25 protein-coding genes and 1 pseudogene are annotated in these 24104 nt (G+C 56.7%); 9 read left to right on the forward strand and 17 right to left on the reverse strand.

Features of this window, described 5'->3' with window-relative positions; genetic code table 11:
- Nucleotides 1-248 precede the first annotated feature (248 nt).
- The 3 genes from AC07W5_RS24540 to AC07W5_RS24550 form a co-directional block, all read right to left on the reverse strand.
- Nucleotides 249-1004, reverse strand: a complete 756-nt coding sequence (locus tag AC07W5_RS24540) for a DeoR/GlpR family transcriptional regulator (protein ID WP_494991999.1) — start codon at nt 1002-1004, stop codon at nt 249-251.
- Between the two features lie 94 nt (nt 1005-1098).
- Nucleotides 1099-2604: a glycerol kinase GlpK gene (gene glpK / locus AC07W5_RS24545; RefSeq protein WP_494992000.1), complete on the reverse strand. Its 1506-nt coding sequence runs from the start codon at nt 2602-2604 to the stop codon at nt 1099-1101.
- 88 nt (nt 2605-2692) lie between these two features.
- Nucleotides 2693-3532 carry an MIP/aquaporin family protein gene (locus AC07W5_RS24550; protein ID WP_495024495.1) on the reverse strand — a complete coding sequence of 280 codons (840 nt, stop codon included), beginning with the start codon at nt 3530-3532 and terminating at the stop codon, nt 2693-2695.
- Nucleotides 3533-3914: 382 nt separating this feature from the next.
- On the opposite strand from AC07W5_RS24550, the gene ybaK reads away from it, so the two are divergent.
- Together ybaK and AC07W5_RS24560 are read left to right on the forward strand one after the other, a co-directional pair.
- Nucleotides 3915-4385: a Cys-tRNA(Pro) deacylase gene (gene ybaK / locus AC07W5_RS24555; RefSeq protein ID WP_494992002.1), complete on the forward strand. Its 471-nt coding sequence runs from the start codon at nt 3915-3917 to the stop codon at nt 4383-4385.
- A gap of 119 nt (nt 4386-4504) precedes the next feature.
- Complete coding sequence (locus tag AC07W5_RS24560) at nt 4505-5287, forward strand: PhzF family phenazine biosynthesis protein (RefSeq protein WP_495012906.1); 783 nt, start codon at nt 4505-4507, stop codon at nt 5285-5287.
- Nucleotides 5288-5404: 117 nt separating this feature from the next.
- On the opposite strand, the gene AC07W5_RS24565 is transcribed toward AC07W5_RS24560, so the two are convergent.
- On the reverse strand, nt 5405-6514 hold the full coding sequence (locus AC07W5_RS24565) for an ABC transporter ATP-binding protein (protein ID WP_495024496.1): 1110 nt from the start codon (nt 6512-6514) through the stop codon (nt 5405-5407).
- Nucleotides 6511-7431: an ornithine carbamoyltransferase gene (gene argF, locus AC07W5_RS24570; protein WP_494992005.1), complete on the reverse strand. Its 921-nt coding sequence runs from the start codon at nt 7429-7431 to the stop codon at nt 6511-6513. Before argF ends, AC07W5_RS24565 begins: the two co-directional genes overlap by 4 nt.
- Nucleotides 7432-7988: 557 nt before the next feature.
- Between argF and AC07W5_RS24575 the strand changes: the two genes are divergently transcribed.
- Nucleotides 7989-10097, forward strand: a complete 2109-nt coding sequence (locus tag AC07W5_RS24575) for a molybdopterin oxidoreductase family protein (RefSeq protein WP_495024497.1) — start codon at nt 7989-7991, stop codon at nt 10095-10097.
- Between the two features lie 124 nt (nt 10098-10221).
- Nucleotides 10222-10563: a Grx4 family monothiol glutaredoxin gene (gene grxD / locus AC07W5_RS24580; RefSeq protein WP_150643657.1), complete on the forward strand. Its 342-nt coding sequence runs from the start codon at nt 10222-10224 to the stop codon at nt 10561-10563.
- A gap of 170 nt (nt 10564-10733) precedes the next feature.
- On the opposite strand, the gene bfr is transcribed toward grxD, so the two are convergent.
- Nucleotides 10734-11204 (reverse strand): bacterioferritin, encoded by a 471-nt coding sequence (gene bfr, locus AC07W5_RS24585; RefSeq protein WP_494992007.1) that lies wholly within the window; start codon nt 11202-11204, stop codon nt 10734-10736.
- A gap of 200 nt (nt 11205-11404) precedes the next feature.
- Entirely contained in the window at nt 11405-11623 is a 219-nt protein-coding gene (locus AC07W5_RS24590) for a bacterioferritin-associated ferredoxin (protein ID WP_489071701.1), read from the reverse strand.
- A 316-nt stretch (nt 11624-11939) separates the two neighbouring features.
- On the opposite strand from AC07W5_RS24590, the gene AC07W5_RS24595 reads away from it, so the two are divergent.
- Entirely contained in the window at nt 11940-12542 is a 603-nt protein-coding gene (locus AC07W5_RS24595) for a peroxiredoxin (protein ID WP_494992008.1), read from the forward strand.
- A 74-nt stretch (nt 12543-12616) separates the two neighbouring features.
- Here the strand turns inward: AC07W5_RS24595 and rnt are convergent, their stop codons facing one another.
- Together rnt and pyrC are read right to left on the reverse strand one after the other, a co-directional pair.
- A complete protein-coding gene (gene rnt, locus AC07W5_RS24600) occupies nt 12617-13294 on the reverse strand; it encodes a ribonuclease T (protein WP_494992009.1) in 678 nt (225 codons plus the stop codon).
- Nucleotides 13291-14337 (reverse strand): dihydroorotase, encoded by a 1047-nt coding sequence (gene pyrC / locus AC07W5_RS24605; RefSeq protein WP_495012909.1) that lies wholly within the window; start codon nt 14335-14337, stop codon nt 13291-13293. Before pyrC ends, rnt begins: the two co-directional genes overlap by 4 nt.
- Nucleotides 14338-14507: 170 nt before the next feature.
- Here pyrC and AC07W5_RS24610 point away from each other — a divergent pair, with 170 nt between their 5' ends.
- Together AC07W5_RS24610 and AC07W5_RS24615 are read left to right on the forward strand one after the other, a co-directional pair.
- Complete coding sequence (locus AC07W5_RS24610) at nt 14508-15416, forward strand: flagellar protein MotY (protein ID WP_494992011.1); 909 nt, start codon at nt 14508-14510, stop codon at nt 15414-15416.
- A gap of 129 nt (nt 15417-15545) precedes the next feature.
- Complete coding sequence (locus tag AC07W5_RS24615) at nt 15546-16763, forward strand: argininosuccinate synthase (RefSeq protein ID WP_480413230.1); 1218 nt, start codon at nt 15546-15548, stop codon at nt 16761-16763.
- A gap of 441 nt (nt 16764-17204) precedes the next feature.
- Here AC07W5_RS24615 and AC07W5_RS24620 read toward each other — a convergent pair.
- Nucleotides 17205-17477 (reverse strand): annotated as a pseudogene (locus tag AC07W5_RS24620) (hypothetical protein); the annotation flags it as partial.
- A gap of 805 nt (nt 17478-18282) precedes the next feature.
- Here AC07W5_RS24620 and AC07W5_RS24625 point away from each other — a divergent pair.
- Nucleotides 18283-18909: a response regulator gene (locus AC07W5_RS24625; RefSeq protein WP_494992013.1), complete on the forward strand. Its 627-nt coding sequence runs from the start codon at nt 18283-18285 to the stop codon at nt 18907-18909.
- A gap of 21 nt (nt 18910-18930) precedes the next feature.
- Nucleotides 18931-19131 carry a hypothetical protein gene (locus AC07W5_RS24630; protein WP_494992014.1) on the forward strand — a complete coding sequence of 67 codons (201 nt, stop codon included), beginning with the start codon at nt 18931-18933 and terminating at the stop codon, nt 19129-19131.
- A 32-nt stretch (nt 19132-19163) separates the two neighbouring features.
- Here the strand turns inward: AC07W5_RS24630 and AC07W5_RS24635 are convergent, their stop codons facing one another.
- The 7 genes from AC07W5_RS24635 to AC07W5_RS24665 all read right to left on the reverse strand — a co-directional run bounded on the left by AC07W5_RS24635 (nt 19164) and on the right by AC07W5_RS24665 (nt 24071).
- Nucleotides 19164-19343: a PA3496 family putative envelope integrity protein gene (locus tag AC07W5_RS24635; RefSeq protein WP_494992015.1), complete on the reverse strand. Its 180-nt coding sequence runs from the start codon at nt 19341-19343 to the stop codon at nt 19164-19166.
- Between the two features lie 107 nt (nt 19344-19450).
- A complete protein-coding gene (gene nth, locus AC07W5_RS24640) occupies nt 19451-20089 on the reverse strand; it encodes an endonuclease III (RefSeq protein ID WP_489071710.1) in 639 nt (212 codons plus the stop codon).
- 25 nt (nt 20090-20114) lie between these two features.
- Nucleotides 20115-20705, reverse strand: coding sequence for an Rnf-Nqr domain containing protein (locus tag AC07W5_RS24645; RefSeq protein ID WP_494992016.1), 591 nt, complete (start codon nt 20703-20705; stop codon nt 20115-20117).
- Nucleotides 20698-21309: an RnfABCDGE type electron transport complex subunit G gene (locus AC07W5_RS24650; protein WP_495012911.1), complete on the reverse strand. Its 612-nt coding sequence runs from the start codon at nt 21307-21309 to the stop codon at nt 20698-20700. The genes AC07W5_RS24645 and AC07W5_RS24650 overlap by 8 nt, the downstream gene beginning before the upstream one ends.
- On the reverse strand, nt 21306-22301 hold the full coding sequence (locus AC07W5_RS24655) for an RnfABCDGE type electron transport complex subunit D (protein ID WP_495012912.1): 996 nt from the start codon (nt 22299-22301) through the stop codon (nt 21306-21308). Before AC07W5_RS24655 ends, AC07W5_RS24650 begins: the two co-directional genes overlap by 4 nt.
- A complete protein-coding gene (gene rsxB / locus AC07W5_RS24660; RefSeq protein ID WP_495024498.1) occupies nt 22288-23487 on the reverse strand; it encodes an electron transport complex subunit RsxB in 1200 nt (399 codons plus the stop codon). The genes AC07W5_RS24655 and rsxB overlap by 14 nt, the downstream gene beginning before the upstream one ends.
- Entirely contained in the window at nt 23484-24071 is a 588-nt protein-coding gene (locus tag AC07W5_RS24665) for an Rnf-Nqr domain containing protein (protein ID WP_495024499.1), read from the reverse strand. Before AC07W5_RS24665 ends, rsxB begins: the two co-directional genes overlap by 4 nt.
- Nucleotides 24072-24104 lie beyond the last annotated feature (33 nt).

Below are 24104 nucleotides of genomic sequence, written 5' to 3' on the forward strand. Positions count from 1 at the left end.
AAGCGGACGCGGAGCGTCCAGTGAGGCATTCCCACGCAGAGCGTGGGAACGATCTACTCCTTCGCCCGGGTCCTCGCCATCCTGCTGCGCGATGGCTGCGATCTGCTGGACGTGATCGGACGACGACTACGGGCGCAGATGGCACCATAAACAAAACGGGCAACCTCAGAGGCGCCCGTTTTTTGATTGCTGGGTGTGAGGTCTGCCAATGATCGTTCCCACGCAGAGTGCGCCCGGCCTGTCGTGGCTTAAACCACTTCCAGCCGAATCTTGTGCTGACTCAGCAATTGCGCCAGCGCAGGCACTGGTGCCTGATCGGTGACCAGGCAATCGATCAGGCTGATCGGTCCCAATCGAACCATGGCGTTGCGGCCAAATTTACTGGAGTCGGCCGCCAGTATCACTTGGCGGGCATTGGCGATGATCGCTTGGGAAACCCGTACTTCCTGATAGTCGAAATCCAGCAGGCTGCCATCTTCATCGATGCCGCTGATACCGACCAGGGCGAAGTCGACCTTGAACTGATTGATGAAGTCGACGCTGGCCTGACCGACGACACCGCCGTCACGGCGCACATTGCCGCCAGCGAGCAGGACTTCGAAATCATCCTTGGCGCTGAGGATCGAGGCGACGTGCAGGTTGTTGGTGATCACCTTGAGCTGGGTGTGATTGAGCAGCGCCCGGGCGATGGATTCGGTGGTGGTGCCGATGTTTATGAATAGCGAGGCGTGATCGGGAATCTGCGCGGCGATGGCTTCGGCGATGCGTTGTTTCTCATCGCGCATTTGATCGGCACGCATGGCGTAGGCAGTGTTTTCTACGCTTGAATCGTAAGCTGCGCCGCCGTGATAGCGACGCAATAAATTCACTTCCGCCAATTGATTGATATCGCGGCGGATGGTCTGCGGTGTAACGACAAATAGCTGAGCCATTTCCTCGATGCTGACGTAACCGCGTTCGCGGACCAGCTCGAGGATTTGCTGCTGACGGGGAGGCAGATTCATGGGCTTCCTTGGGGCTGCCGTGCAAAATTTGCCCATGATGCCGCACGAATCCACTCCCTACCAGTTACATGCCGATACGAGTCCGTGCTCTGGCTTATTTAGCCTCTTCGTGCGGCTCCCAGTCGCGGGTGCGGCTCACCGCTTTTTTCCAGCCGGCGTAAAGTTTTTCCTTCTCGGCTTCGGCCAGGTGAGGTTCGAACTCGCGTTCGATCACGGCCTTGCCGCGCAGCTCATCCAGGCTGCTCCAGAAGCCACAGGCCAGGCCCGCCAGATAGGCTGCACCCAGTGCGGTAGTCTCACGCATCTGCGGGCGTTCGACGTGAGTGCCGAGAATGTCCGCCTGAAATTGCATCAGGAAGTTGTTGGCAACTGCACCACCGTCGACGCGCAGGGCTTTGAGGCGTTCGCCCGAATCCTGTTGCATGGCGTCGAGCACGTCGCGGGTCTGGTAGGCAATCGATTCCAGGGCTGCGCGAATGATGTGATCCACGCGTACGCCACGGGTCAGGCCGAACAGCGCGCCACGGGCATAGGGGTCCCAATACGGGGCGCCCAGACCGGTGAAGGCCGGGACCAAGTACACGCCGTTGCTGTCTTTGACCTTGTTGGCAAAGTATTCGGTGTCGTGAGCGTCGTTGATGATTTTCAGCTCGTCACGCAGCCACTGCACGGTGGAGCCGCCATTGAACACTGCGCCTTCCAGCGCGTAGGCGACTTCGCCACGCGGGCCGCACGCGATGGTGGTGAGCATGCCGTGACTGGATTTCACGGCCTTGTCGCCAGTGTTCATCAGCAGGAAGCAGCCGGTGCCGTAGGTGTTTTTCGCCTGGCCGGGTTCGACGCACATCTGGCCGAACAGCGCGGCCTGTTGGTCGCCGGCAATCCCGCCGATAGCGATACCGCTTTTGGTATGGCCGTAGATTTGCGAAGACGACTTCACTTGCGGGAGCATCTCGCGCGGAATATCCAGCACCTCAAGCATCTTCGCATCCCACTCCAGGGTGTGGATGTTGAAGAGCATGGTGCGCGATGCATTGGTGTAGTCGGTAACGTGGGTCTTGCCGCCGGTAAACTTCCAGATCAGCCAGCTGTCGACGGTGCCGAACAGCAGTTCGCCGTTGCGAGCACGTTCGCGGCTGCCTTCGACGTTGTCGAGAATCCATTTCAGTTTGGTGCCGGAGAAGTACGGATCGGTAACCAGGCCGGTGGTTTCGCTGATGTACTGCTCATGGCCATCGCGTTTGAGCTGCTGGCAGATCTCGGTGCTGCGTCGGCACTGCCAGACGATCGCGTTGTAGATCGGGCGGCCGGTGGTTTTGTCCCAGACCACTGTGGTTTCGCGTTGGTTGGTGATGCCGATGGCTGCAACCTGATCGTGATGCAGGCCGGCTTGAGCCAGGGCTTCGACCATCACCGCACTTTGGGTGGCGAAGATTTCCATCGGGTCGTGTTCGACCCAGCCGGCTTGCGGGTAATGCTGGGCGAATTCGCGCTGAGCGGTACAGACCACGTTGGCGTCGCGGTCGAAAATGATCGCTCGGGAGCTGGTCGTACCCTGATCGAGGGCAATGATGTAGTTCTTGTTCTGAGTGTCGGTCATGTCGATTGCCTTGGACGAAATAAGGGAGTGGGGTGGGGCGCGAGATCAGGGTTGGGCAGGATTTCGCGCCGCCGGTTTCAAGAAATTCTTACATTGCGTCAATAGCGCGTTCTGCATCCTTTGTAGCAGGTATGGCGACGGGCAGATGACGAGCAATCAGCCCGCGATAGGCGGCAGCGCCAAGGCTGGCACCAATGATCGGGGCAAATACCGGAATCAGGAAGTAAGGAATATCGCGCCCGCCGGTGAAAGATATTTCACCCCAGCCCGCGAAGAAGGTCATCAGTTTAGGTCCGAAATCCCGAGCCGGATTCATCGCGAAACCCGTCAGCGGCCCCATCGAGCTACCAATTACGGCGATCAGCAGGCCAATCAGCAAAGGCGCCAGCGGACCGCGCGGCAGACCGTTGTTGTCATCGGTCAGAGACATGATCACACCCATCAAAATGGCGGTGATGATCACTTCAACCAGGAACGCCTGGCCAGTGGACAGGGCAGGGTTCGCATAGGTGGAAAACACCGATGCCAGTTCCAGGCTGGCCTGGGTGCCACGGATCATGTGATGGGTTTGTTCGTAATCGAAGAACAGGTTGCTGTAAAGCGTGTAAACCAACAACGCTGAGCAAAAGGCACCGGCGATCTGGGCGAAGATGTAAAACGGCAGCTTGCGCTTTTCGAAGTCGGCAAAAATGCACAGTGCAATACTGACTGCCGGATTGAGGTGCGCGCCGGAAATGCCCGCGGTCAGGTAGATCGCCATGCTCACGCCGACCCCCCAGATGACACTGATTTCCCATAAGCCGAAGCTGGCACCCGCGACCTTGAGCGCGGCGACGCAACCAGTACCAAAGAAAATCAGTAGAGCAGTACCCAGGAACTCGGCCATGCATTGGCTTGAGAGCGAAGGTTGTTGTAGAGCAGTCGTCATTGAAAACCTCGTTTATTGTTGTTGTCCGGCGCTTTTGGAAAGGCTCAGAGTGCGATTTTCACCAAGGCAAGAATCCCCATCTTTGCCTCGGCTTGCTGCTGGGTACGACTTTGGAACTGTTGGATCCATATTCAGATTCGAAAAAATATAGACAAGAAACACTGATGTCAAAGGTCGAAAGTGAACCATCGGTCATTTTTTAACTAACCGTCGTCAAAATGATCGCGTTACGGGTGTGCGAGGACGCTGCCAATGAGCAGGATGATGGCCGCTTGATTCAACGGTGAGCTGGCGTAACGGCGGTGCAATAGAGCCTTTTGCCAACCGATGACCTAGAATCTGTCATCAGCGATTTATTCCATTAGCCAAGCCTGGAGCTGCCATGACCCCCGCATTGGATTTGTTGAAAAAAGTTCGTGCCGAACATCGAGTGCACAGTTACGAACATGATCCGAAGGCGGCTTCTTATGGTCTGGAGGCGGCAGAAAAGCTGGGTCTCGATCCTGCTCAGGTGTTCAAGACGCTGTTGGCGGCCAGCGAAAAAGGGGAGTTGTTGGTGGCAGTGGTACCGGTCGTCGGAAGTCTGGATTTGAAGGCGCTGGCCCATGCGGCGGGGGTGAAGAAAGTCGAGATGGCAGACCCGGCCGCTGCGCAACGGGCGACGGGTTATTTGTTGGGGGGGATCAGCCCGTTGGGGCAAAAAAAGCGTTTGCGGACTTTCCTCGATAACAGCGCACAACCTTTCGCAAGTATTTTTGTCAGCGCCGGGCGCCGGGGCCTTGAGGTCGAGTTGTCAGCGGCTGTGCTGGCCGAGCATACCCAGGCGACGTTTGCCGATATCGGCCGGGCTTGACCCCTGAACGACGGTCTTTGAATCGGCGCTGTATGGTGGAAATTAACCTGCGCTGTACCTAGTTCCGGATTGCGCCCGGGCGCATGCTCGCTGTCGCATATTCAAGGAGAGGTAGGGTGATGCAGTTTGAATTTCATCAGGTCGACGCGTTCAGCGATCGCCCGTTCAGTGGCAACCCGGCAATGGTCTATCGGCTTGATGTGTGGCTCGCCGATGAGTTGATGCAGAAAATCGCCGCCGAGCACAATCTGGCCGAAACCGCTTTCCTGGTGCGCGAAGGTCAAGGCTGGCATATCCGTTGGTTCACGCCGACCACTGAGGTGCCGCTGTGTGGGCACGCCACGCTGGCCAGCGCCTACGTCCTGTTCGAGGTTTATAGGGAGCCGGTCGAGCGGCTCGACTTCATCAGCAAGTCCGGACCCCTGAGCGTCAGTCGTGAAGGTGAGCGGCTGTGGCTGGATTTCCCGGTGGTTGTGCCCCGCGAGGTTGGCGTGAAGCTGGAAGTGGAGCGAGCACTGGGCGTGGAGGTGGTGGAGGTTCTGGGTTCCAACGAATTGTTTGTGGTGTTGGAGTCCGAGCAGGCTGTCCTGGATTGCCAGCCCGACATGGTCGCTTTGGCCAAACTTGCGTGGCTGGGAGCGATCGTCACAGCGCCGGGCAACACGCATGATTTTGTCTCACGCTATTTTGCCCCGGCGATTGGAATCAACGAAGACCCCGTAACCGGTTCGACCCATTGCAGTCTGATTCCTTACTGGTCGCAGCGTTTAGGCAAGTCGAGCCTGACGGCGTATCAATGTTCGGCGCGGGGAGGGGAGTTGTTCTGTCGTCTGGAAGGGGATCGGGTGAAGATCGGCGGCAATGCCACGTTGGTGGCCAGCGGGAAGTTGATGCTGGGATAGGGAGGGGTCGTAGGAGCGAGGCTTGCCCGCGATGCAGGTGCCGCAGTGTTACCGATAACTGCGCTATCGTTCATCGCGGGCAAGAACCAGGCGTCCCCCCTGCTCCTGCAAAAAACATCAACTGGCGGTGCAATACCGCCGGACACCGGACTCCACAGCCGGGATCTGCGCCGCCGTGCTGCCCGAGGCCTGAAACAACACCAGATGTTCTGCCGCCACGCGAATGCCGACATCGGCCCCCACAGTATGATCGACATGGCTCGGGAAGATTGACTCCAGCTGGCTACCGGTCGGCAATTGCAGGCGATACAGCGTCGATGCGCCGAGGAAGGTTTTGCCGATGATTCGCGCTTTCAGCTCACTGTCCGGTGCATAGACGATATCGTCCGGACGCAGTAACACGTCGACAGCGCCGCCAATCGGCCATGTATAAGCGCGGTTGCCGCGCAGTACACCCAGTTCGGTTTGCACCGATTCCGGGCTGAGTAACTGGCCGCGAATGAAATAACCCTGGCCGATAAAGCTCGCGACAAAGGGTGTCAGCGGCTCGTGATAGAGGTTATATGGCGTGTCCCATTGCTCCAGTCGGCCTTCCTTGAATACACCGACATGATCGCTGACCGCGAACGCTTCTTCCTGATCGTGGGTCACCAATATGGCGCTGGTACCACGAGCCTTGAGAATATCCCGCACCTCATGGCTGAGCTTGCGGCGCAGTTCACCGTCGAGGTTGGAGAAGGGTTCGTCGAGCAACAGCAATTGCGGCTCCGGCGCCAGTGCGCGAGCCAGCGCGACACGCTGCTGCTGGCCGCCCGACAACTCATGGGGAAAACGCTTGCCGAGGTTTTTCAGGTTGACCAGTTCGAGCAGTTCTTCGCTCACACGGTTCTTTTGCGGATGCTCGCGGATCCCGAAAGCGATGTTCTCGGCCACGCTCAAGTGCGGAAACAGCGCGTAGTCCTGGAACACCATGCCGATCCGTCGTTTCTCGGTCGCCAGGGTGAAACCGGCACTGGAGATGACTTCACCGGCCAGTTTGATTTCACCTTCGTGCACCGGCTCGAAACCGGCAATCGCCCGCAGGGTAGTAGTCTTGCCGCAACCGGACGAGCCGAGCAGGCAACCGATATCCCCGGCATTGAGGTGCAGGTTGAGGTTCTGTACAACCCGTTGGTCTTGATAGCCGCAGGCCAGGTTGCGCAGGTTAAGCAGTAATGGCTGGCTCATGCGTGGTGGTATGCCGGTTCGACCAGAAATTCGAGCAGGGCCTTTTGTGCGTGAAGACGGTTTTCCGCTTGATCCCAGGCGACAGAGCGTTTGTCGTCGAGTAGGTCGAGGCTGATTTCTTCACCACGGTGAGCAGGCAGGCAGTGCATGAACAGCACGTCCGGTGCGGCGATATCGAGCAGGGCGCGAGTCACCTGGAAGGGTGCGAACAGCGCGAGGCGCTTGGCGGTTTCCTCTTCCTGGCCCATGGAGGTCCAGACGTCAGTGCTGATCAGGTGAGCACCGATCGCCGCATCCCGAGGATCGCGGACGATGGTCACGCGATCGCCGGCCTTGGCGACGAATTCAGGGTTTGGCTCGTAACCTTGCGGGCAGGCAATACGCAGTTGGAAGTCGAACTGAATGGCGGCTTCTATATAACTGTTGCACATGTTGTTGCCGTCGCCGATCCAGGCAACGGTTTTGCCCTGGATCGAACCGCGGTGTTCAAGGAAGGTTTGCATATCGGCCAGCAACTGGCACGGGTGCAGGTCATCGGACAAACCGTTGATCACTGGCACGCGGGAATTGGCGGCGAATTCGGTCAGGGTGCTGTGGGCAAAGGTACGGATCATCACCGCATCGAGCATGCGCGACATGACGATCGCGCCATCACCTATCGGCTCGCCACGGCCCAATTGGGTATCGCGTGGCGACAGGAAGATCGCTTGGCCGCCCAGCTGGATCATGCCGGCTTCGAAAGATATACGGGTACGGGTCGAGGACTTCTCGAAAATCATCCCGAGAACGCGGTTTTTCAGTGGCTCGAAGAGTACGCCGCGGTTGCGCAGGTCCTTCAGTTCGATGCCTCGACGAATCACGCTGACCAGCTCTTCGGACGTGCAATCCATCAGGGAGAGAAAGTGCCTTGCGCTCATCATTAACTACCTTTTTGCAACAGACCGCAGATACTCAAAGCCGGGTTTATTCGAAAAACGGGCGAGACCTGCGGCGGAAGCCGCACGGGGCGACGAAATAGGGGAAGGCGCGATCTTGACATTAAATGTCGCGTCTTACCAATAGGGCTACGGTTTTTAGGGGAGTTCAGAGGTGCTACGAGGAGGTCGCGGTAGCGCTTTTGAAGCCTGTTTCCTGACAGTAGCCCAGCATTTGTACACTGCCCTCGAGCAGCTTGGCAATCAAACGGGGCGGGCAAGGCAGCGTAACGGTCGGTTTCTGACTCTTCAGCCGGGGTTAATGTGGGCAGGATCTATAAGGCAGGCCCGGCTGAAACATTCCCTAATGTAAAAAACCGGGCTCGACGAGCACTGGCGGCTGATCGGTGAGCCGGGCTTTTGCGGGGGGGGGGGGCATCGGTTGGCCTGATATCCTTCGATTCACAAGACGAACGTCGCTGGCGCAGGAGTCGGTCAGGCACCATAGTTTTGCTCCCGCAGCCTGACGCTGGTTGCCTCGAATAAAATAGAGACTGGCCATGACCAAGACTCTCCATCACCGTGCCTGCCATCTGTGTGAAGCCATCTGCGGTTTGACCATCGAAACCACTGCAGTCGACGGCGCTGGCGTACAGATCACCTCGATCAAGGGTGACCCGCAGGACACTTTCAGTCGCGGTCATATCTGCCCCAAAGCGGTAGCGCTGCAAGATATCCAGAACGATCCGGACCGCCTGCGTCAGCCCATGCTCAGGGTTGGCAGCGAATGGCAGCCGATCGACTGGGATGAGGCATTTGCTCTGGTAGCCGAACGGCTTGGAGCGATTCAGGAGCGTCATGGCCTCAATGCCGTGGCGGTTTATCAGGGCAATCCCAGCGTGCATAACTATGGGCTGATGACCCACAGCAATTACTTTCTCGGTTTGCTGAAAACCCGCAACCGGTTTTCCGCAACCTCGGTCGATCAGTTGCCCCAGCACTTGAGCAGCCATTTGATGTACGGCCATGGCTTGTTGCTGCCGATTCCGGATATCGATCACACCGACTTCATGCTGATCCTGGGTGGCAATCCATTGGCCTCCAACGGCAGCATCATGACCGTGCCGGATGTGGAGAAGCGCCTGAAGGCGATTCAGGCGCGGGGCGGCAAGGTTGTGGTGGTCGATCCACGACGCAGTGAAACGGCGGCCATCGCCGACCAGCATGTGTTTGTCCGTCCGGGCGGCGATGCGGCGCTGTTGTTCGGGTTGCTCAACACGTTATTCGATGAAGGCCTGACTCGCGAGAGCCATTTACCTGTGGATGGTCTTGATGAGGTTCGCCAGGCCGTCAGCCGTTTCACTCCAGAGGTGATGAGCGCGCTCTGTGCAGTTCCGGCCGGGCAGATCCGCCAGTTGGCGCGGGACTTCGCTGCCGCGGACAAGGCTGTCTGCTATGGCCGTATGGGCGTTTCCACCCAGTCATTCGGCACCCTGTGCCACTGGCTGGTGCAACTGATCAATCTGGTGACCGGCAATCTTGACCGGGTGGGTGGTGCGCTGTGCACGGAACCTGCGGTGGACCTGGTGGCTTCGACCTCGGGTGGTCATTTCAATCTCTGGCAAAGCCGGGTCTCAGGGCGTCCTGAATATGGTGGTGAGTTGCCGGTGTCGGCGCTGGCCGAAGAAATGCTCACCGAAGGGGAAGGGCAGGTACGGGCGCTGATCACGGTAGCCGGAAACCCGGTGCTGTCGACGCCCAATGGCCGGCAACTCGAGCAGGCGCTGGATGGGCTGGAGTTCATGCTCAGCATCGACTTGTACATCAACGAAACCACCCGTTACGCCGACTTGATCCTGCCGTCGACGTCAGCGCTGGAGAATGATCACTACGACACCACGTTCAATATGTTTGCGGTGCGTAACGTCAGCCGTTTCAATCGGGCGATTCTGGCCAAACCCGAGGGGGCGTTACACGATTGGGAAATTTTTGTCGGCCTGGCTCAGGCCTTCGCAGCGAAGAGCGGCAAACAACTCAAACCAACCATTGCCCCGGCGCAAATGATCGACCGAGGGCTGCGTGCGGGTCTATATGGCGATGCTTCGACGTATAAATTGTCTGTCGCGACCTTGTTCGACTATCCCCACGGGATCGATCTTGGGCCGCTAAAAGCCAATCTTGGGCCACGCTTGAAGACTGCCAATCAACGCGTTCAGGCGGCGCCTGCGGCGATTCTGGCTGACCTGGAGCGTTTTGCCGCGCAGCAAGCGCCATCGGCCGATGAACTGCTGCTGATCGGCCGTCGGCATGTGCGCAGTAACAACTCCTGGATGCACAACTATCACCGCCTGGTGAAAGGCAAACCGCGTCATCAATTGCTGATGCACCCGGATGACCTGGCCAGTCGCGGCCTCAGTGATGGGCAGCGGGTGCGTGTCAGCTCACGGGTCGGAGCCATCGAAGTTGAAGTGTTGGCAAGTGTTGAGATGATGCCGGGTGTGGTCAGTCTGCCTCATGGTTGGGGACATGCGCGGCCAGGTGTGCAGATGGGGATTGCCAGCGGCCAGCCGGGTGCCAGCGCCAATGACCTTACTGATGAGCGACAGCTGGATGAGCTTTCGGGCAACGCAGCGTTGAACGGCGTGCCAGTCAAGGTGGCGGCGGCCTGAGTGCCGCTGGATGAAATCTGCGATGATGAGTGTCTGTCGGGGAGACCGAGCATGGCGCCCGGCTTTCCGTTACAATGCGCCACCGTGCCGACAACTGAGTCGGAAAGTTCAGCCGAGGTGCTTCATGGATATCATTGAAACTATTAAAGAGCAGATTGCCAACAACACCATTCTGCTTTACATGAAAGGCTCGCCGAATGCCCCGCAGTGTGGCTTCTCTGCGAAAGCCGCTCAGGCCGTCATGGGCTGTGGTGAGAAGTTCGCTTATGTGGACATCCTGCAGAACCCGGAAATCCGCGCCAACCTGCCAAAATACGCCAACTGGCCAACCTTCCCGCAATTGTGGGTCGGCGGTGAGTTGGTCGGCGGTAGCGACATCATGACTGAAATGGCCGCCGACGGTTCATTGCAGGCCACGATCAAAGCTGCTGTCGAAAAAGCCGCAGCGAACAAGACTGAAGCCTGACGCGATCCTGTAGGTGTAGGTGTAGGAGCCGAGCTTGCTCGCGATGGCCATCTCAAGGACGCCATCGCCGGCAAGCCGAGCTCCTGCAGAGGTAGTGAGTAATCACCGCAAAAGCCCCGCCTCTCGAAAGAAGGCGGGGCTTTTTGTTATGTCGAGATTTTGGCGCCAGGTTATTCGCCCATCTGCGATTGCAGGTAGTTCTCAAGACCGACTTTATCGATCAGGCCCAGTTGGGTTTCCAGCCAGTCGATATGTTCTTCTTCGGACTCGAGAATATCTTCCAGTAGTTCACGGCTACCAAAGTCACCAGTCACTTCACAGTGAGCGATGGCTGCCTTGAGGTCGGCGTGGCCGGTTCTCTCGATGCGCAGGTCGCACTCAAGCATTTCCTTGGTGTGTTCACCAATATGCAGCTTGCCGAGGTCTTGTACGTTTGGCAGGCCTTCGAGAAACAGGATGCGCTTGATCAGCTTGTCCGCATGTTTCATCTCGTCGATGGATTCGTGGTACTCGTGTTTGCCGAGTTTGTTCAGGCCCCAATCTTCATACATGCGCGCATGCAGGAAGTACTGATTGATCGCGACCAGCTCATTGGCAAGGATCTTGTTGAGATGCTGGATGACTGTAATGTCGCCTTTCATGATGGAAGTCCTGTCCTGTCTTCGCTGTATATAAAGCAGAGTTTGAGCCGCGCAATTACAAGTGTCAAACCTAAGTTATTGAATAATATATGAAAATTAATCGGAATAAGAATGTTTGTGTTCCGCGTCTTAGTGCTAAGCGATTGAATTCTAGGCATAAAAAAACCGGACATTAAGTCCGGTTCTTTCAAATACGTAATTTAAGCGGCGGAAAATTCTACTGGGTAGGGGATCGCGGCCTGGCTGCTTTGCAGTTCGGTCAGGGTTTCGCGTACCACTTGTTTGGCAAGGCATGCGCATTTGCCGCATTGGCTGGCAACACCGGTGGCTTGGCGCACCTCACGGTAGCTGCAGCAACCGTCAAAGATCGCATCGCGGATTTGCCCGTCAGTGACGCCTGTGCAGAGGCAGACATACATATGTGAGAACCGTCGCTGGTTATGGCTCAATTGCGATGGATCTTAATGTTAACGAGAATGATTGTCAAAGTGCTTTCTGAAAGCTTTGAGCTGGCATGGGGGTTGGCTGACGAACGGTATTGGAGCTTTGATGGTGATGTCTTCAAATGTCAGACCGGCTTTTTAACGTCGTAATAAAAACCGCTAAGGACAGGTCAAAAACGCGGTGTATGATGCTCGGTCCTTGCGAAGGGAGATCACGTCACAGAGTTGTCGCTGACCCGTGGCAGACTTGGCTGGATCTTGTCCTTCACTCCACCACACCAGGAGATATCCAATGAGCGTACTCGTAGGCAAACAAGCCCCTGACTTCACCGTCGCCGCCGTACTTGGCAATGGCGAGATCGTAGATAGCTTCACCCTGTCCTCGGCCATCAAAGGCAAATACGGCCTGGTGTTCTTCTACCCACTGGACTTTACCTTTGTCTGCCCGTCCGAGCTGATTGCTCTGGACCACCGCATTCCTGAATTCAAGGCGCGCAACGTTGAAGTAGTCGCTGTTTCCATCGACTCCCACTTCACCCACAACGCCTGGCGCAACACCCCGATCAATGCCGGCGGCATCGGTCAGGTTCAATACACCATGGCTGCAGACATGAAACACGAAATCTGCAAGGCCTACGACGTTGAGTCCGAAGGCGGCGTGGCCTTCCGTGGCGCATTCCTGATCGACGACAAAGGTGTTGTCCGTTCGCAAATCGTCAACGACCTGCCACTGGGCCGTAACATGGACGAACTGCTGCGTCTGGTCGATGCCCTGCAATTCCACGAAGAGCACGGCGAAGTCTGCCCGGCTAACTGGAAAAAAGGCGACAAAGGTATGACCGCTTCGCCAGAAGGCGTTGCTGCTTACCTGAGCGAGAACGCCGGCAAGCTGTAAGCTGCGCGTCACGCATAAAAAAACCGGCTGAGAGGCCGGTTTTTTTATGGGCGTGATTTCTTCAGGCGACGTGATCAGTCGTTAAAGTCTTCCCAGCCACCCATTTGTTTCCAGCGGTTGACGATGCCGCAGAACAGCTCGGCAGTCTTCTCGGTATCGTAGCGCGCCGAGTGGGCCTCGCGACCGTCGAAGTCGATATCGGCAGTCTGACAGGCCTTCGCCAGCACGGTTTGACCATACGCCAGACCGGCCAGCGTTGCAGTGTCGAAGCTGGAGAACGGGTGAAAAGGGTTGCGTTTCATGTCCAGACGCGCGACAGCGGCGTTGAGGAAGGCCAGATCGAAGCTGCTGTTATGCCCCACCAGAATCGCGCGTTTGCAGCCATTGGCCTTCAGGGCCTTGCGTACGCCGCGGAAGATGTCGGTCAGGGCCGTTTCTTCGCTGACCGCCATGCGCAGCGGATGATCGAGCTTGATCCCGGTAAACTCCAGAGCCGCTGCTTCGATGTTCGCGCCTTCGAAAGGCTCGACCCGGAAAAAATAGGTGTGTTCGGGGAACACGAAACCTTTTTCGTCCATGCCGATGGTGACTGCTGCGATTTCCAGCAATGCATCGGTGGCAGAGTTGAAACCACCGGTTTCAACATCGACGACTACCGGCAGGTAGCCACGAAACCTGGCCGCCATCGGATGGCGCGAACCGCCGCCACCGTTATGGCCGTCTTGGTCGTCGTCGAAATGGTCTTCACTCACGAGTGTTTCTCCAGCAGACGCCAGCGCAGTTTTTCACCGGCGCGCAGCGGGATTACAGACAGCTCGCCAAACGGCAGGCTGGTAGGGGCGGTCCACTCTTCGCGAACCAGGGTGATGCGGTCGGTGTTTGCGGGCAGGCCATAGAAGCGCGGGCCGTGCAAACTGGCGAAGCCTTCGAGCTTGTCCAGCGCATTGCGCTGTTCGAAGGCTTCGGCGTACATCTCGATCGCAGCATAAGCGGTGTAGCAACCGGCACAACCACACGCGGCTTCTTTGGCGTGTTGAGCGTGCGGTGCCGAATCGGTGCCGAGGAAGAACTTCTCGCTGCCACTGGTGGCGGCGTCGAGCAGTGCTTCCTGGTGGATATTGCGTTTGAGGATCGGCAAGCAATAGAAGTGCGGGCGAATCCCGCCAACCAGCATGTGGTTGCGGTTGTACAGCAGGTGATGGGCGGTGATGGTTGCGCCCACATTGGCGTCCGCCTCACTGACGAACTGGACGGCCTCGCGGGTGGTGATGTGTTCGAACACCACTTTGAGTGTCGGGAAGCGTTCCACGACCCGACGCAGGTGTTCGTCGATGAACAGCTTTTCACGGTCGAAGACATCGACGTCGCCGCGAGTGACTTCACCGTGAATCAGCAACGGCATCCCGACTTCGGCCATGGCCTCCAATGCGGGAAAGATCTTGTCGATGCTGGTGACACCAGAGTCCGAGTTGGTGGTCGCACCGGCCGGATAGAGCTTGGCGGCGTGGACGAAACCACTGGCCTTGGCCTCGCGAATCTCTTGAGGCTCGGTACGATCGGTCAGGTAGAGCACCATCAACGGTTCGAAACGGCTGCCGGCCGGGCGCGCAGCGAGAATGCGCTGGCGATAGGCATCGGCTTGCGCGGCGTTGCGCACCGGTGGTACCAGGTTGGGCATGATGATGGCGCGACCAAAGGTGCGCGCGACATCCGCAACAGTATTGGCTAGCACAGCACCATCGCGAAGATGTATATGCCAGTCGTCGGGACGCAGCAGGGTCAGGCGGTCGGACATTGGGGATTCCAGGCGGGTCAAACTGAAGGGAATGCTACCGGAAAAGACTCTCTCAGGCACTCGCTATCAAGTTTTGCAGCAAGCTTCCGATATCCCATAGGTGTGCTGTAAACAAGTGATATGCCGTAAACGTGTGTCGGTCTTTTGTGTAGAAGCCAGTGGAGCCTCCCGTGCGCCAGCGTTATTTAGCCTTGCTCAGTGTGTTTGTCAGCCTGCCCGCGATGGCTCTGACTTTCCAGACGCGTCTGGAGAGCATCGAGTGGAAGGTCGAAGGCGACAAGTTCGAGTGCCGTCTGACTCAACCTATTACCGATTTTGGCTCGGGTGAGTTTGTTCGGCGTGCAGGCGAGCAGGCGACGTTCCGCCTCAAGGCCTACAACTCGATGCTCGGTGGCGGCTCGGCGACCTTGTTGGCGGCGGCTGCGCCCTGGCAGCCGGGGCGCGGCGACATCAATCTGGGTTCGGTGAGAGCCGGCAGCGGCGATGTACTGTTTAACAGCTCGCAGGCGCAGGCCGGTCGATTGTTCAGTGGCCTGATGGATGGTCGTAGCCCGGTGGTTCGCCATTATTCCCGTGAGGGTCGTGTTTCCGAAGTTCGTTTGTTGCCGGTCAAATTCAACAAGGCCTACAGCGACTATCAAGCGTGCACAGCCAAGCTGTTGCCGATGAACTTCGAACAAGTGAAGCATGCCGAGGTCGGCTTTCCAGGCGGTGGCATCGACCTGGATGCGCAGGCCAAGGCCAGATTGCAGGTGGTGCTGGAGTTCCTCAAGGCTGATCCAACCGTCAATCACATCGAACTGGACGGTCACTCGGACAACAGCGGCAATCGTCTGACCAATCGCGATCTGTCGCGGCGCAGAGCCTTGGCGGTGATGGACTTTTTCAAGGCCAACGGCATCCAGGAGTCGCAGATCAGCATGCGATTTCACGGCGAGAGTTATCCTCTGGCGCCCAACACCAATCCCGCCAATCGGGCCAGGAATCGCCGGGTCAATGTTCAGCTTGAGCGTGTTGCACCTGCCGAAAAGCCGGCCCCCCAGATCAGCTCCACGGGCAATACCGCGGCGACGTCCTGAAACCGCTGTAATCGTCGCTCGCTCGACATAATCTGTCGCTTCATCGTCATAAGCTGTCGCGCCTCTGTAAAATATCCGGTTTGAGCGGTAGACTAGAAAGCTTTCCGTACAACCCGGTGGAGTAATGGCATGGCGGACGTAAACAAGGTCGTTCTGGCGTATTCCGGCGGCCTGGACACTTCGGTGATCCTCAAGTGGCTGCAGGATACTTATAACTGTGAAGTGGTGACCTTCACCGCTGACCTGGGTCAGGGCGAAGAGGTCGAACCTGCACGCGCCAAGGCACAAGCCATGGGCGTGAAAGAGATCTACATCGACGATCTGCGCGAAGAGTTCGTCCGCGATTTCGTTTTCCCTATGTTCCGCGCCAACACCGTTTACGAGGGCGAGTACCTGCTGGGTACCTCCATCGCTCGTCCGTTGATCGCCAAGCGCTTGATTGAAATTGCCAACGAAACCGGCGCCGACGCCATTTCCCATGGTGCAACCGGCAAAGGTAATGACCAGGTTCGTTTTGAACTGGGCGCCTATGCGTTGAAGCCTGGCGTCAAAGTCATTGCTCCATGGCGTGAATGGGATCTGCTCTCCCGTGAAAAGCTGATGGATTACGCTGAAAAGCACAACATCCCTATCGAACGCCACGGCAAGAAAAAATCCCCGTACTCGATGGATGCCAACCTGCTGCACATCTCCTATGAAGGTGGCGTGCTGGAAGACACCTGGACCGAGCACGAAGAAGATATGTGGCGCTGGACCAAGTCGCCAGAAGACGCTCCGAACGTTGCAACCTATCTTGAGTTGACCTATCGCAATGGCGATATCGTCGCTCTGGACGGCGTTGAAATGACTCCGGCCACCGTCCTGGCCACGCTGAACCGTATTGGCGGCGAAAACGGCATCGGCCGTCTGGATATCGTCGAGAACCGCTATGTCGGTATGAAGTCCCGCGGGTGCTACGAGACACCTGGTGGCACCATCATGCTGCGTGCTCACCGTGCAATCGAGTCGATCACCCTGGATCGCGAAGTCGCTCACCTTAAAGATGAGTTGATGCCTAAATACGCCAGCCTGATCTACACCGGTTACTGGTGGAGCCCTGAGCGTCTGATGCTGCAACAGATGATCGATGCCTCTCAGGCGCACGTGAATGGCGTGGTTCGTCTGAAACTGTACAAAGGCAACGTCATTGTCACCGGCCGTAAGTCCGATGAATCGTTGTTCGATGCTAATATTGCGACTTTTGAAGAGGATGGCGGCGCTTACAATCAAGCGGATGCTGCTGGCTTCATCAAGCTCAATGCATTGCGCATGCGTATTGCCGCAAACAAAGGTCGGAAGTTGTTCTGATTGCCTGAATGCGACTCAAGAAAATGGCCCTGCTGCACGCAGGGCCATTTTTTTTGCATGTTATGTTTAGTTCAAGCTGCCTTGTTCGGTGTGAATGCTTGAATGACGCTTGATGTGGCGTTGTTTTCATCCTGCCTCACGCAGAATTCGGGTTGTTCTACCCCGTCTTGATTCTGCTTTTGTTGCGTTGATCTGCCGGGTATCAACGGTGTGCCAGCGGTGCAGTGCCAAAGGCAAATGAAGAGTGTGATGTGCGAATAAATTGATATGCACAGGTGCGGCTTGTCCATGGCGTGATGAGTAGCGCTACTCCTGCTGTCGGAATATGTGGTTCTGTGGCGGGCATCCAGGCAACTATGCCGGTGGGCGGAAGTCTTTTTCCTTGTCGGCGGTGTGATTTTTCTGTTTAAGTAACTCAGGGCCTGGAGGGGTGGTTTTCACTCTTTCCGGACGAGCTGCATCGTCGATGATTTTGATGAAGTGCTTTCCTTTCTCGAAGTCGGAAGGCGCGTACAGTGATTTGTAGTTGAAATTCAGCGTGGCAAAGAAAAGCAGTATCAGGACGTAGGGGAAAGTAATCAGGAACCAGACATAGACTTGACGTTCCTCGTAGTCAAGAAATGGAAATGATACGGCTGCCGAAGCTTCTGTTAGTGCTGCGAAGATGGCAATGATGGTCATTGGGTTGGTTGTTTTCTTTCGGTGTCTATTCATTTTTATCTCACTTGATAGTGTTGTTTTTATATCCTTGGTTTCACGTTGGTGGAGATGCAAGCAGCTAGATGGCTTCATTAAATGCGGCTGCCATCCAGCTCGACGTTACTTTGGGGTTTGCGTATAAATAGGGGATTCCCTTCAAGCGTTGAAGTCGGTACGGTTTGCTCATTATCGATGCTCACGACAAGTATGGGCGTTGTGCAGGTTGGTGGTTTGGTTTTCTGTTGGGTTTTTATTGCTGCTTGTAATGATTTCAGGCCCGGTTTGACAATGGGCAGAGCGGACGTAATAGGTGCGAGTAGGCGTCTGGCAGGTCAGTTCAGTACAGGGAGTATCCTGTGGGTTGTGCAGTGCCCATGCGGCTAGTCCGTCTTGTATTGGAAAGTTGATGCTGTGTATTACCTTGAGTGGTGAGATGCTTGAAGCGGCGGATTGTTGCCTGGAGTGAATTGTTTCTTTCCATTGCTAAATACCCATGGTTGCACTGAAGTGCAGGTGGCTGAGTGTCATTCAATAATAATCTGCCACAAAATAACTAACGACAATTCAGCCTGAATGATTCGACGAGCTTCCATTGTGGACGTCATGTGATACAAAAAAGATCGTCAAACCAAGGTGGGTAGCAGGCTGATTAAATTTTAAGACACATCCTTTTCGGTGTTTTTTTGTAGGGTAAATCCGTGTTGTTTGTAGGTATGGTCTCTGGGTGCTGGTGACCGGGGGGGGGCACGATGCCAAGGGGGAAATGACTAGGCTATTGTGCAGACTCTAAAAAATCGAACAACGAAAATTGGACTTGCCCATGAATAAAGTGCTGATCGTGGATGATCATCCCGTCATTCGTCTGGCTGTACGCATGCTGATGGAGCGCCATGGCTATGAAGTCATCGCGGAGACGGATAATGGCGCGGACGCCTTGCAGCTGGCCCGTGAGCATGTGCCGGATATTGTTATTCTGGATATCGGAATTCCAAAACTTGATGGTTTGGAAGTTGTCGCGCGTCTGACTTCAACACCCCAGCCTTTAAAAGTGCTGGTATTGACCTCGCAGGCGCCAGGACATTTTTCCATGCGTTGTATGCAGGCCGGTGCCGCGGGGTATGTGTGCAAGCAACAAGATCTGACCGAACTGCTTAGCGCGATCAAGGCAGTGCTTTCCGGTTACAGCTATTTTCCCAATCAGGCGTTGCATACTGTGCGTTCGAGTTTGGGGAATGCCAGCGAAGCGGATATGGTCAACCGTCTTTCCGGTCGGGAAATGATGGTGCTACAACAACTTGCACGTGGAAAGACCAATAAGGAGATTGCCGATGGAATGTTTCTCAGCAATAAAACAGTCAGTACATACAAGACGCGCTTGCTGTTAAAACTCAATGCCCGCTCGTTGGTTGACCTGATTGAGCTTGCACAACGCAATGGTTTGGTTTGAATCGCGATACGCGAGAATGTAATGACCGGTGTGGCGATGGCGGGTGGCATTGCGCGTTACTCGGTGTTCATCGGTTTATCCAGGTCTACCCGAGTACTCGCACAGCATGCTTTTCTCTTGGCGCCCTTGCAGATGCCACCTGTTTTCCATGACCGGTACTGCTCTATCGCCGACGGGATGTCCATGGGAAAAACGGTGGTCAAGGTGCTGGGCAGCCAATAAAAAAAGCCTCCGCTTCGGGAGGCTTTCAGGTGCTAAAGATCAAAATCGTAATCGGCCAATTGCTTTTGCAGACGGCGCTCTTCCAGAAGATTATCAATGGTGCGGCGTTTGCTCAGATTGGTCTTTGCCACCTCCACCACAGGCTCGGCATCCTCTGCTTCAACGGCGGTGAAGTCGTCTTCTACGTCCAGTTGCTCTTTACCAGCGCTCATAAGGTTAACTCCAGGCTAAGACTGCCGTTGGCGCTCCTTATAACGATAATCCGGTGGCGGGTAAAAAAGATTTTTTCAATCGATCGATCGTCAAAATCTATGCTTGCTCAATCGTCAGAGGTCTTGTGCTTGTATTCGCACAGGTCTTCTATCCGGCAGCTGCCGCAGCGTGGCTTGCGAGCCTGGCATACGTAGCGTCCGTGGAGGATGAGCCAGTGGTGCGAGTCGAGCAGAAATTCCTTGGGCACGAACTTCATCAGTTGTTTTTCCACCTCAACGACATTTTTCCCCGGAGCCAGTCCCGTTCGGTTACTGACCCGAAAAATATGCGTGTCGACGGCCATGGTGAGCTGGCGAAAGGCTGTATTGAGCACCACGTTAGCGGTTTTGCGTCCCACTCCGGGGAGTGCTTCAAGCTCTTCGCGTGTTTGCGGAACCTCACTGTTATGACGCTCTACCAGTAACCGACAGGTCTCGATCACGTTCTTCGCTTTGCTGTTGTACAGGCCAATGGTTTTGATGTATTCCGACAACCCTTCGACACCGAGGGCATAGATCGCTGCAGGTGTGTTGGCAACCGGGAATAGTTTTGCTGTGGCCTTGTTGACCCCGACGTCAGTCGCTTGGGCGGACAAAATCACTGCAATCAACAGTTCAAACGGCGAGGAATAGGCCAGCTCGGTTTTCGGTTCCGGATTGTCCTCGTGAAGCCGGCGGAATATTTCCAGACGTTTTGCAGCGTTCATGGGTAGAGCGTTTCCTTGACGGCAGTCAGTGTGGTTTCGAAGAAGCGGCCCAGGCCTGTTTCGCGGCGATCAACAACCCTAGCAGGATAAAACCACCTGGCGCCAGAGTGAGCAGGCGTGGCCCCGTATCCTGAGCCCATAACCAAAGCTGCCAATGATTATCGGTGGATCCTGCCAACCACGACAGATGGGCACCCAGGGAACCCGTTCCCAGGACTTCTCGCAGCGTGCCAAGCGCAACCAGCAGCGCGCCGAACAGGCCTGACAGTCGTAGGCGGTCAGACATAGAGCACTGTTCGAAAAAACCGTTGAGCTCAAGCAGCACGCATTGAAGGGCAATCAGCCCAAGATAAATTCCCAGGCTTTGATGCAGTTCAAAAGCCCGGACTTGCAAGGCCAGTTCTGCACAACTTACGATCGTGGCAGCCAGCACGATATTGGCCATCAGGCGCAGGCTCGGGCTGAGCCAGGTCCGAATCGCTTTCATGGCCATGCCATAGATTGCGATGATCAGAATGGACATCAACCACAAACCGGTGGCCTTCACCAACGTGTCGCTGACGCCAATCAGTGGCGCGAGCGTCAGCGAATTGCGCAGTGTCGTGGTGTTAGTCATGAGCAGGCTTTCCCGTGAGTTGCGCCTGATGCTCGTCAAAATAACGCAGCGCCTCATGAATGGCACTTATCACCGAACGTGAGGTAATCGTTGCTCCGGCCATCTGATCAAACTGGCCACTGTCCTTTTTAAGTGCCCAGCCCGAATCGGGCGGATCATTGCGTGATTTGCCGGAAAAACTCTGCAGCCAAGGGTTTGGGGTCGTTGCAATTCGGCCTCCAAACCCTGGGGTTTCTGACTGTTTGAGGGCTTTTACACCGAGTAGCTTGCCGTTTGCCCCGATCCCGATCAACAGCTCTATAGGGCCTGCGTAGCCCACCGTTTGACTGTGCAGAATCACCGCGCTGGGTTGACCGGATTGAGTCGCCAGATAGCCGCCAAGCAATCGGCTACTGCCAAGCTCTACGTCCGTGAGCGAGAGCGGCTGATCCAGTGGCTGATTGTCGTAGCTTCCCTGGGGCAGCATTTCCAACAGGTTACGGTTTTGTATTGCGCGTTGTTCTGCCGCGATGCGTGGCGTGGCGACTTGTTGCACCAAGAAGGTCGCAGTTGCACCCAGACCGGCCAGTAACACCAGAATCAGTATGCCGACATTTGTGTTCATGGCGCAGAAGGCTCCGGCTGGGGAGCGAAAAGGCGCTCTAGCGCGGGTACGGTGAGGTTCATCAACAACACGGCAAACGCCACGCCGTCTGGATAACCGCCCCAAGTACGAATCAGGTAGGTCAGCAGGCCAACGCCGGCTCCGAACAGCAACCTGGCTTTGGGGCTCCTGGCGCCAGAGACCGGCTCGGTGACGATAAAGAACGCCCCCAGCATGCTCGCGCCCGTCAACAGGTGGAACAGAGGAGAACCATGGGAGTCGGAGCCCGAGCCGTTCCAGCACAGCAGACTGATGATAAACAGACTGGCAAGCATGCCGACCGGGGCGTGCCAGCTGAATACCCGACGTTGCAGTAGAAACGCGCCGCCGGCGAGGAACGCCAGATTGACCCACTCGGCTCCTTTACCCCCAAAGTGACCGAACGCGGCATTGCCGGCGAACAGTTCGTCCATGGTCAGGCTTTTGTTGATCCGCACACTGTCCAGGGCGGTGGCCTGGACCCAGGCGTCGGGTGCCGAGCCGCTGAAACTGAAGCCCAATACCTGTTGCAAGCCACCGAGCAGATCCATGCCGTGGGAGGCCGGCCAGTGCGTCATCTGCTGCGGAAACGACACCAGGACCAGTGCGTAACCAAGCATGGCGGGATTGAACGGGTTTTTACCCACACCGCCATACAGGTGTTTTCCAAACAACAGCGCGAACGCGGTTGCGCTCAGCGTCAGCCACCATGGGCAGTAGGGCGGTAATGCCAGGGCCAGCAATGTCGCGCTGACCAGCGCGCTTCCATCGCTCAGAGAGGGCTTGAGGGGACGCCTGCGTAAACCGAGGACGGCAGCCTCAACGGCCAGCGCTGTGGAACCGGCCAGCAGCAAGTTGATCAGTACCCCCCAGCCGTACAACCACAGCAACACGAAAATCCCCGGCAGTGTTGCCAGCAGCACCAGCTTCATTGCCTGCTGAAGGCGCTCATCAACCCTTTCAAGAGGCGACATAAGCATTGACCTGACGCTCAGCTTCGCTCAGCCGGTTTCGAGCCTTGGTCAGGAGGTCTGCTGGTGTCTCGGGGTGTCGCTCAAGCTTGCTGACATCCGCTCGAGCGTAGGCCAATTCGGTTTTCAGCTGCCGCAGGCGATTATCGATGGGCCGTTTCTCGACCCGCAGCAGATCGGGAGCGGGTTGCTCACTGGCATTCTCGGCGCGGTGCAAAGCCTGCTCAGCTTCAGCCAGGGCAGTAGCCAACTGCGCAATTTGCTCGATCGATGCTTCGCTGCTCCGAGCTTTTTGCAGTTCGGCGCGGCGCATGGCCAATTGAATTTTCGCGCGCTTGAGGTCGGCGTCCTTGGCCGGAGCCGGCTGTGGCGCGAGTGTTGCGCTGCTCTCCAGCTGCGCCAACGCAAGTTCTGCGACCTCGAACTGTTGTTGCAGAATGATCAGTTGCGACTGTTGTTCAAAGGTTGGCGGATGCCCGAAGGCCTTCAGCGACTTGTTCAGTTGTGCGCGGCTCATTGCCAGTTCGATCTTGGCCTTTTTCAAGGCCGCATCGGCAGCGGCGGCTTTCTGCGCCTGAACCCGATCGATGGCTGCTTGAACCGGGTCGACTGACACTTCGCTGTGCTGCTTGGCGCGTGCGTGGCGTTCGGCCAGCTTTTGCTCTTCTTCGCGGCGCAGACGAGCGTTACGCTGTTCGAAACGATGACGCGCGTGATTGCGCTTCTCGGTCCGGGCGCGTTGTTCTTGCGGGCTGAACGCCAGCCCTCCGACAATCGGCACCACCGTGGCCAGCGGCAATGGATGCATTTCAATGCAATCTACCGGGCAGGGCGCCACGCAGAGGTCGCAACCGGTGCATTCGTCGATGATCACTGTGTGCATCAGCTTGGCCGCGCCGACAATCGCATCCACTGGGCAGGCCTGGATGCATTTGGTGCAGCCGATGCATTCGGCTTCACGAATAAAGGCAACTTGCGCAGGGGCCGATCCACGTTCCGTGTCCAGCTCCAATACCGGTACTTTCAGAAGATCGGCCAGCGCCGAAATGGTCTCACTGCCACCCGGTGGGCACTTGTTGATCGCCTCACCGTTGGCAATGCCTTCAGCGTAAGGTTTGCATCCGGGGTGGCCGCATTTACCGCATTGGGTCTGCGGCAACAGGGCATCTATGCGTTGAATCAGACTCATGTTTTGATCAGTCCGGTGAAACCGAGAAATGCCACGGCCATCAGCCCGGCGCTGATCAATTCGATCGGCAAGCCGCGAAAGGGCAGAGGGACGTCATTATTGAGGGTGCGCTGACGCAAGTCGCTGAATAGACTCAACACCAGCCAGAAGCCCAAGCCTGCGCCGAGGCTCAGCGCGATCGTATAGCCCAGGCCTTTGTCGCCCTGCGTGCTGAGCAGGACCAGGCCGAGGACGCCAGCATTGCCCACCAACAGAGGCCAGAGGCTGCTCAATGGCAGCTGTGGGAAACAGCGCGAAAGCAGGCTCAGGATTGGCCTGATCAGCAAAATGCTGAGGGGCAAAAAGACAAACAAACGCAGCGACGTCAATGCCAGCGGAACCAGCAGGTAATGGTAGAGCGCATAACCGAGGACGCAGCTGATCAGCATCAGGCAGGTTGTTGCGATGCCCAAAGCATGCACTTGCTGGCGCTCGGCACCCGGTTCGCGGATTGTCTGGAGCAGCGGATCGACGCCCAGCGGCCATTGCAATACGAAATTATTGATCAGGGCAGCGCTGATAAGCGTGAGAAGAAGGTTGGTCATGATCGTGCCGGGTTGAGCGAACAGGTCTGTAGC

This window comes from Pseudomonas sp. GW821-FHT01E05, assembly GCF_059422425.1.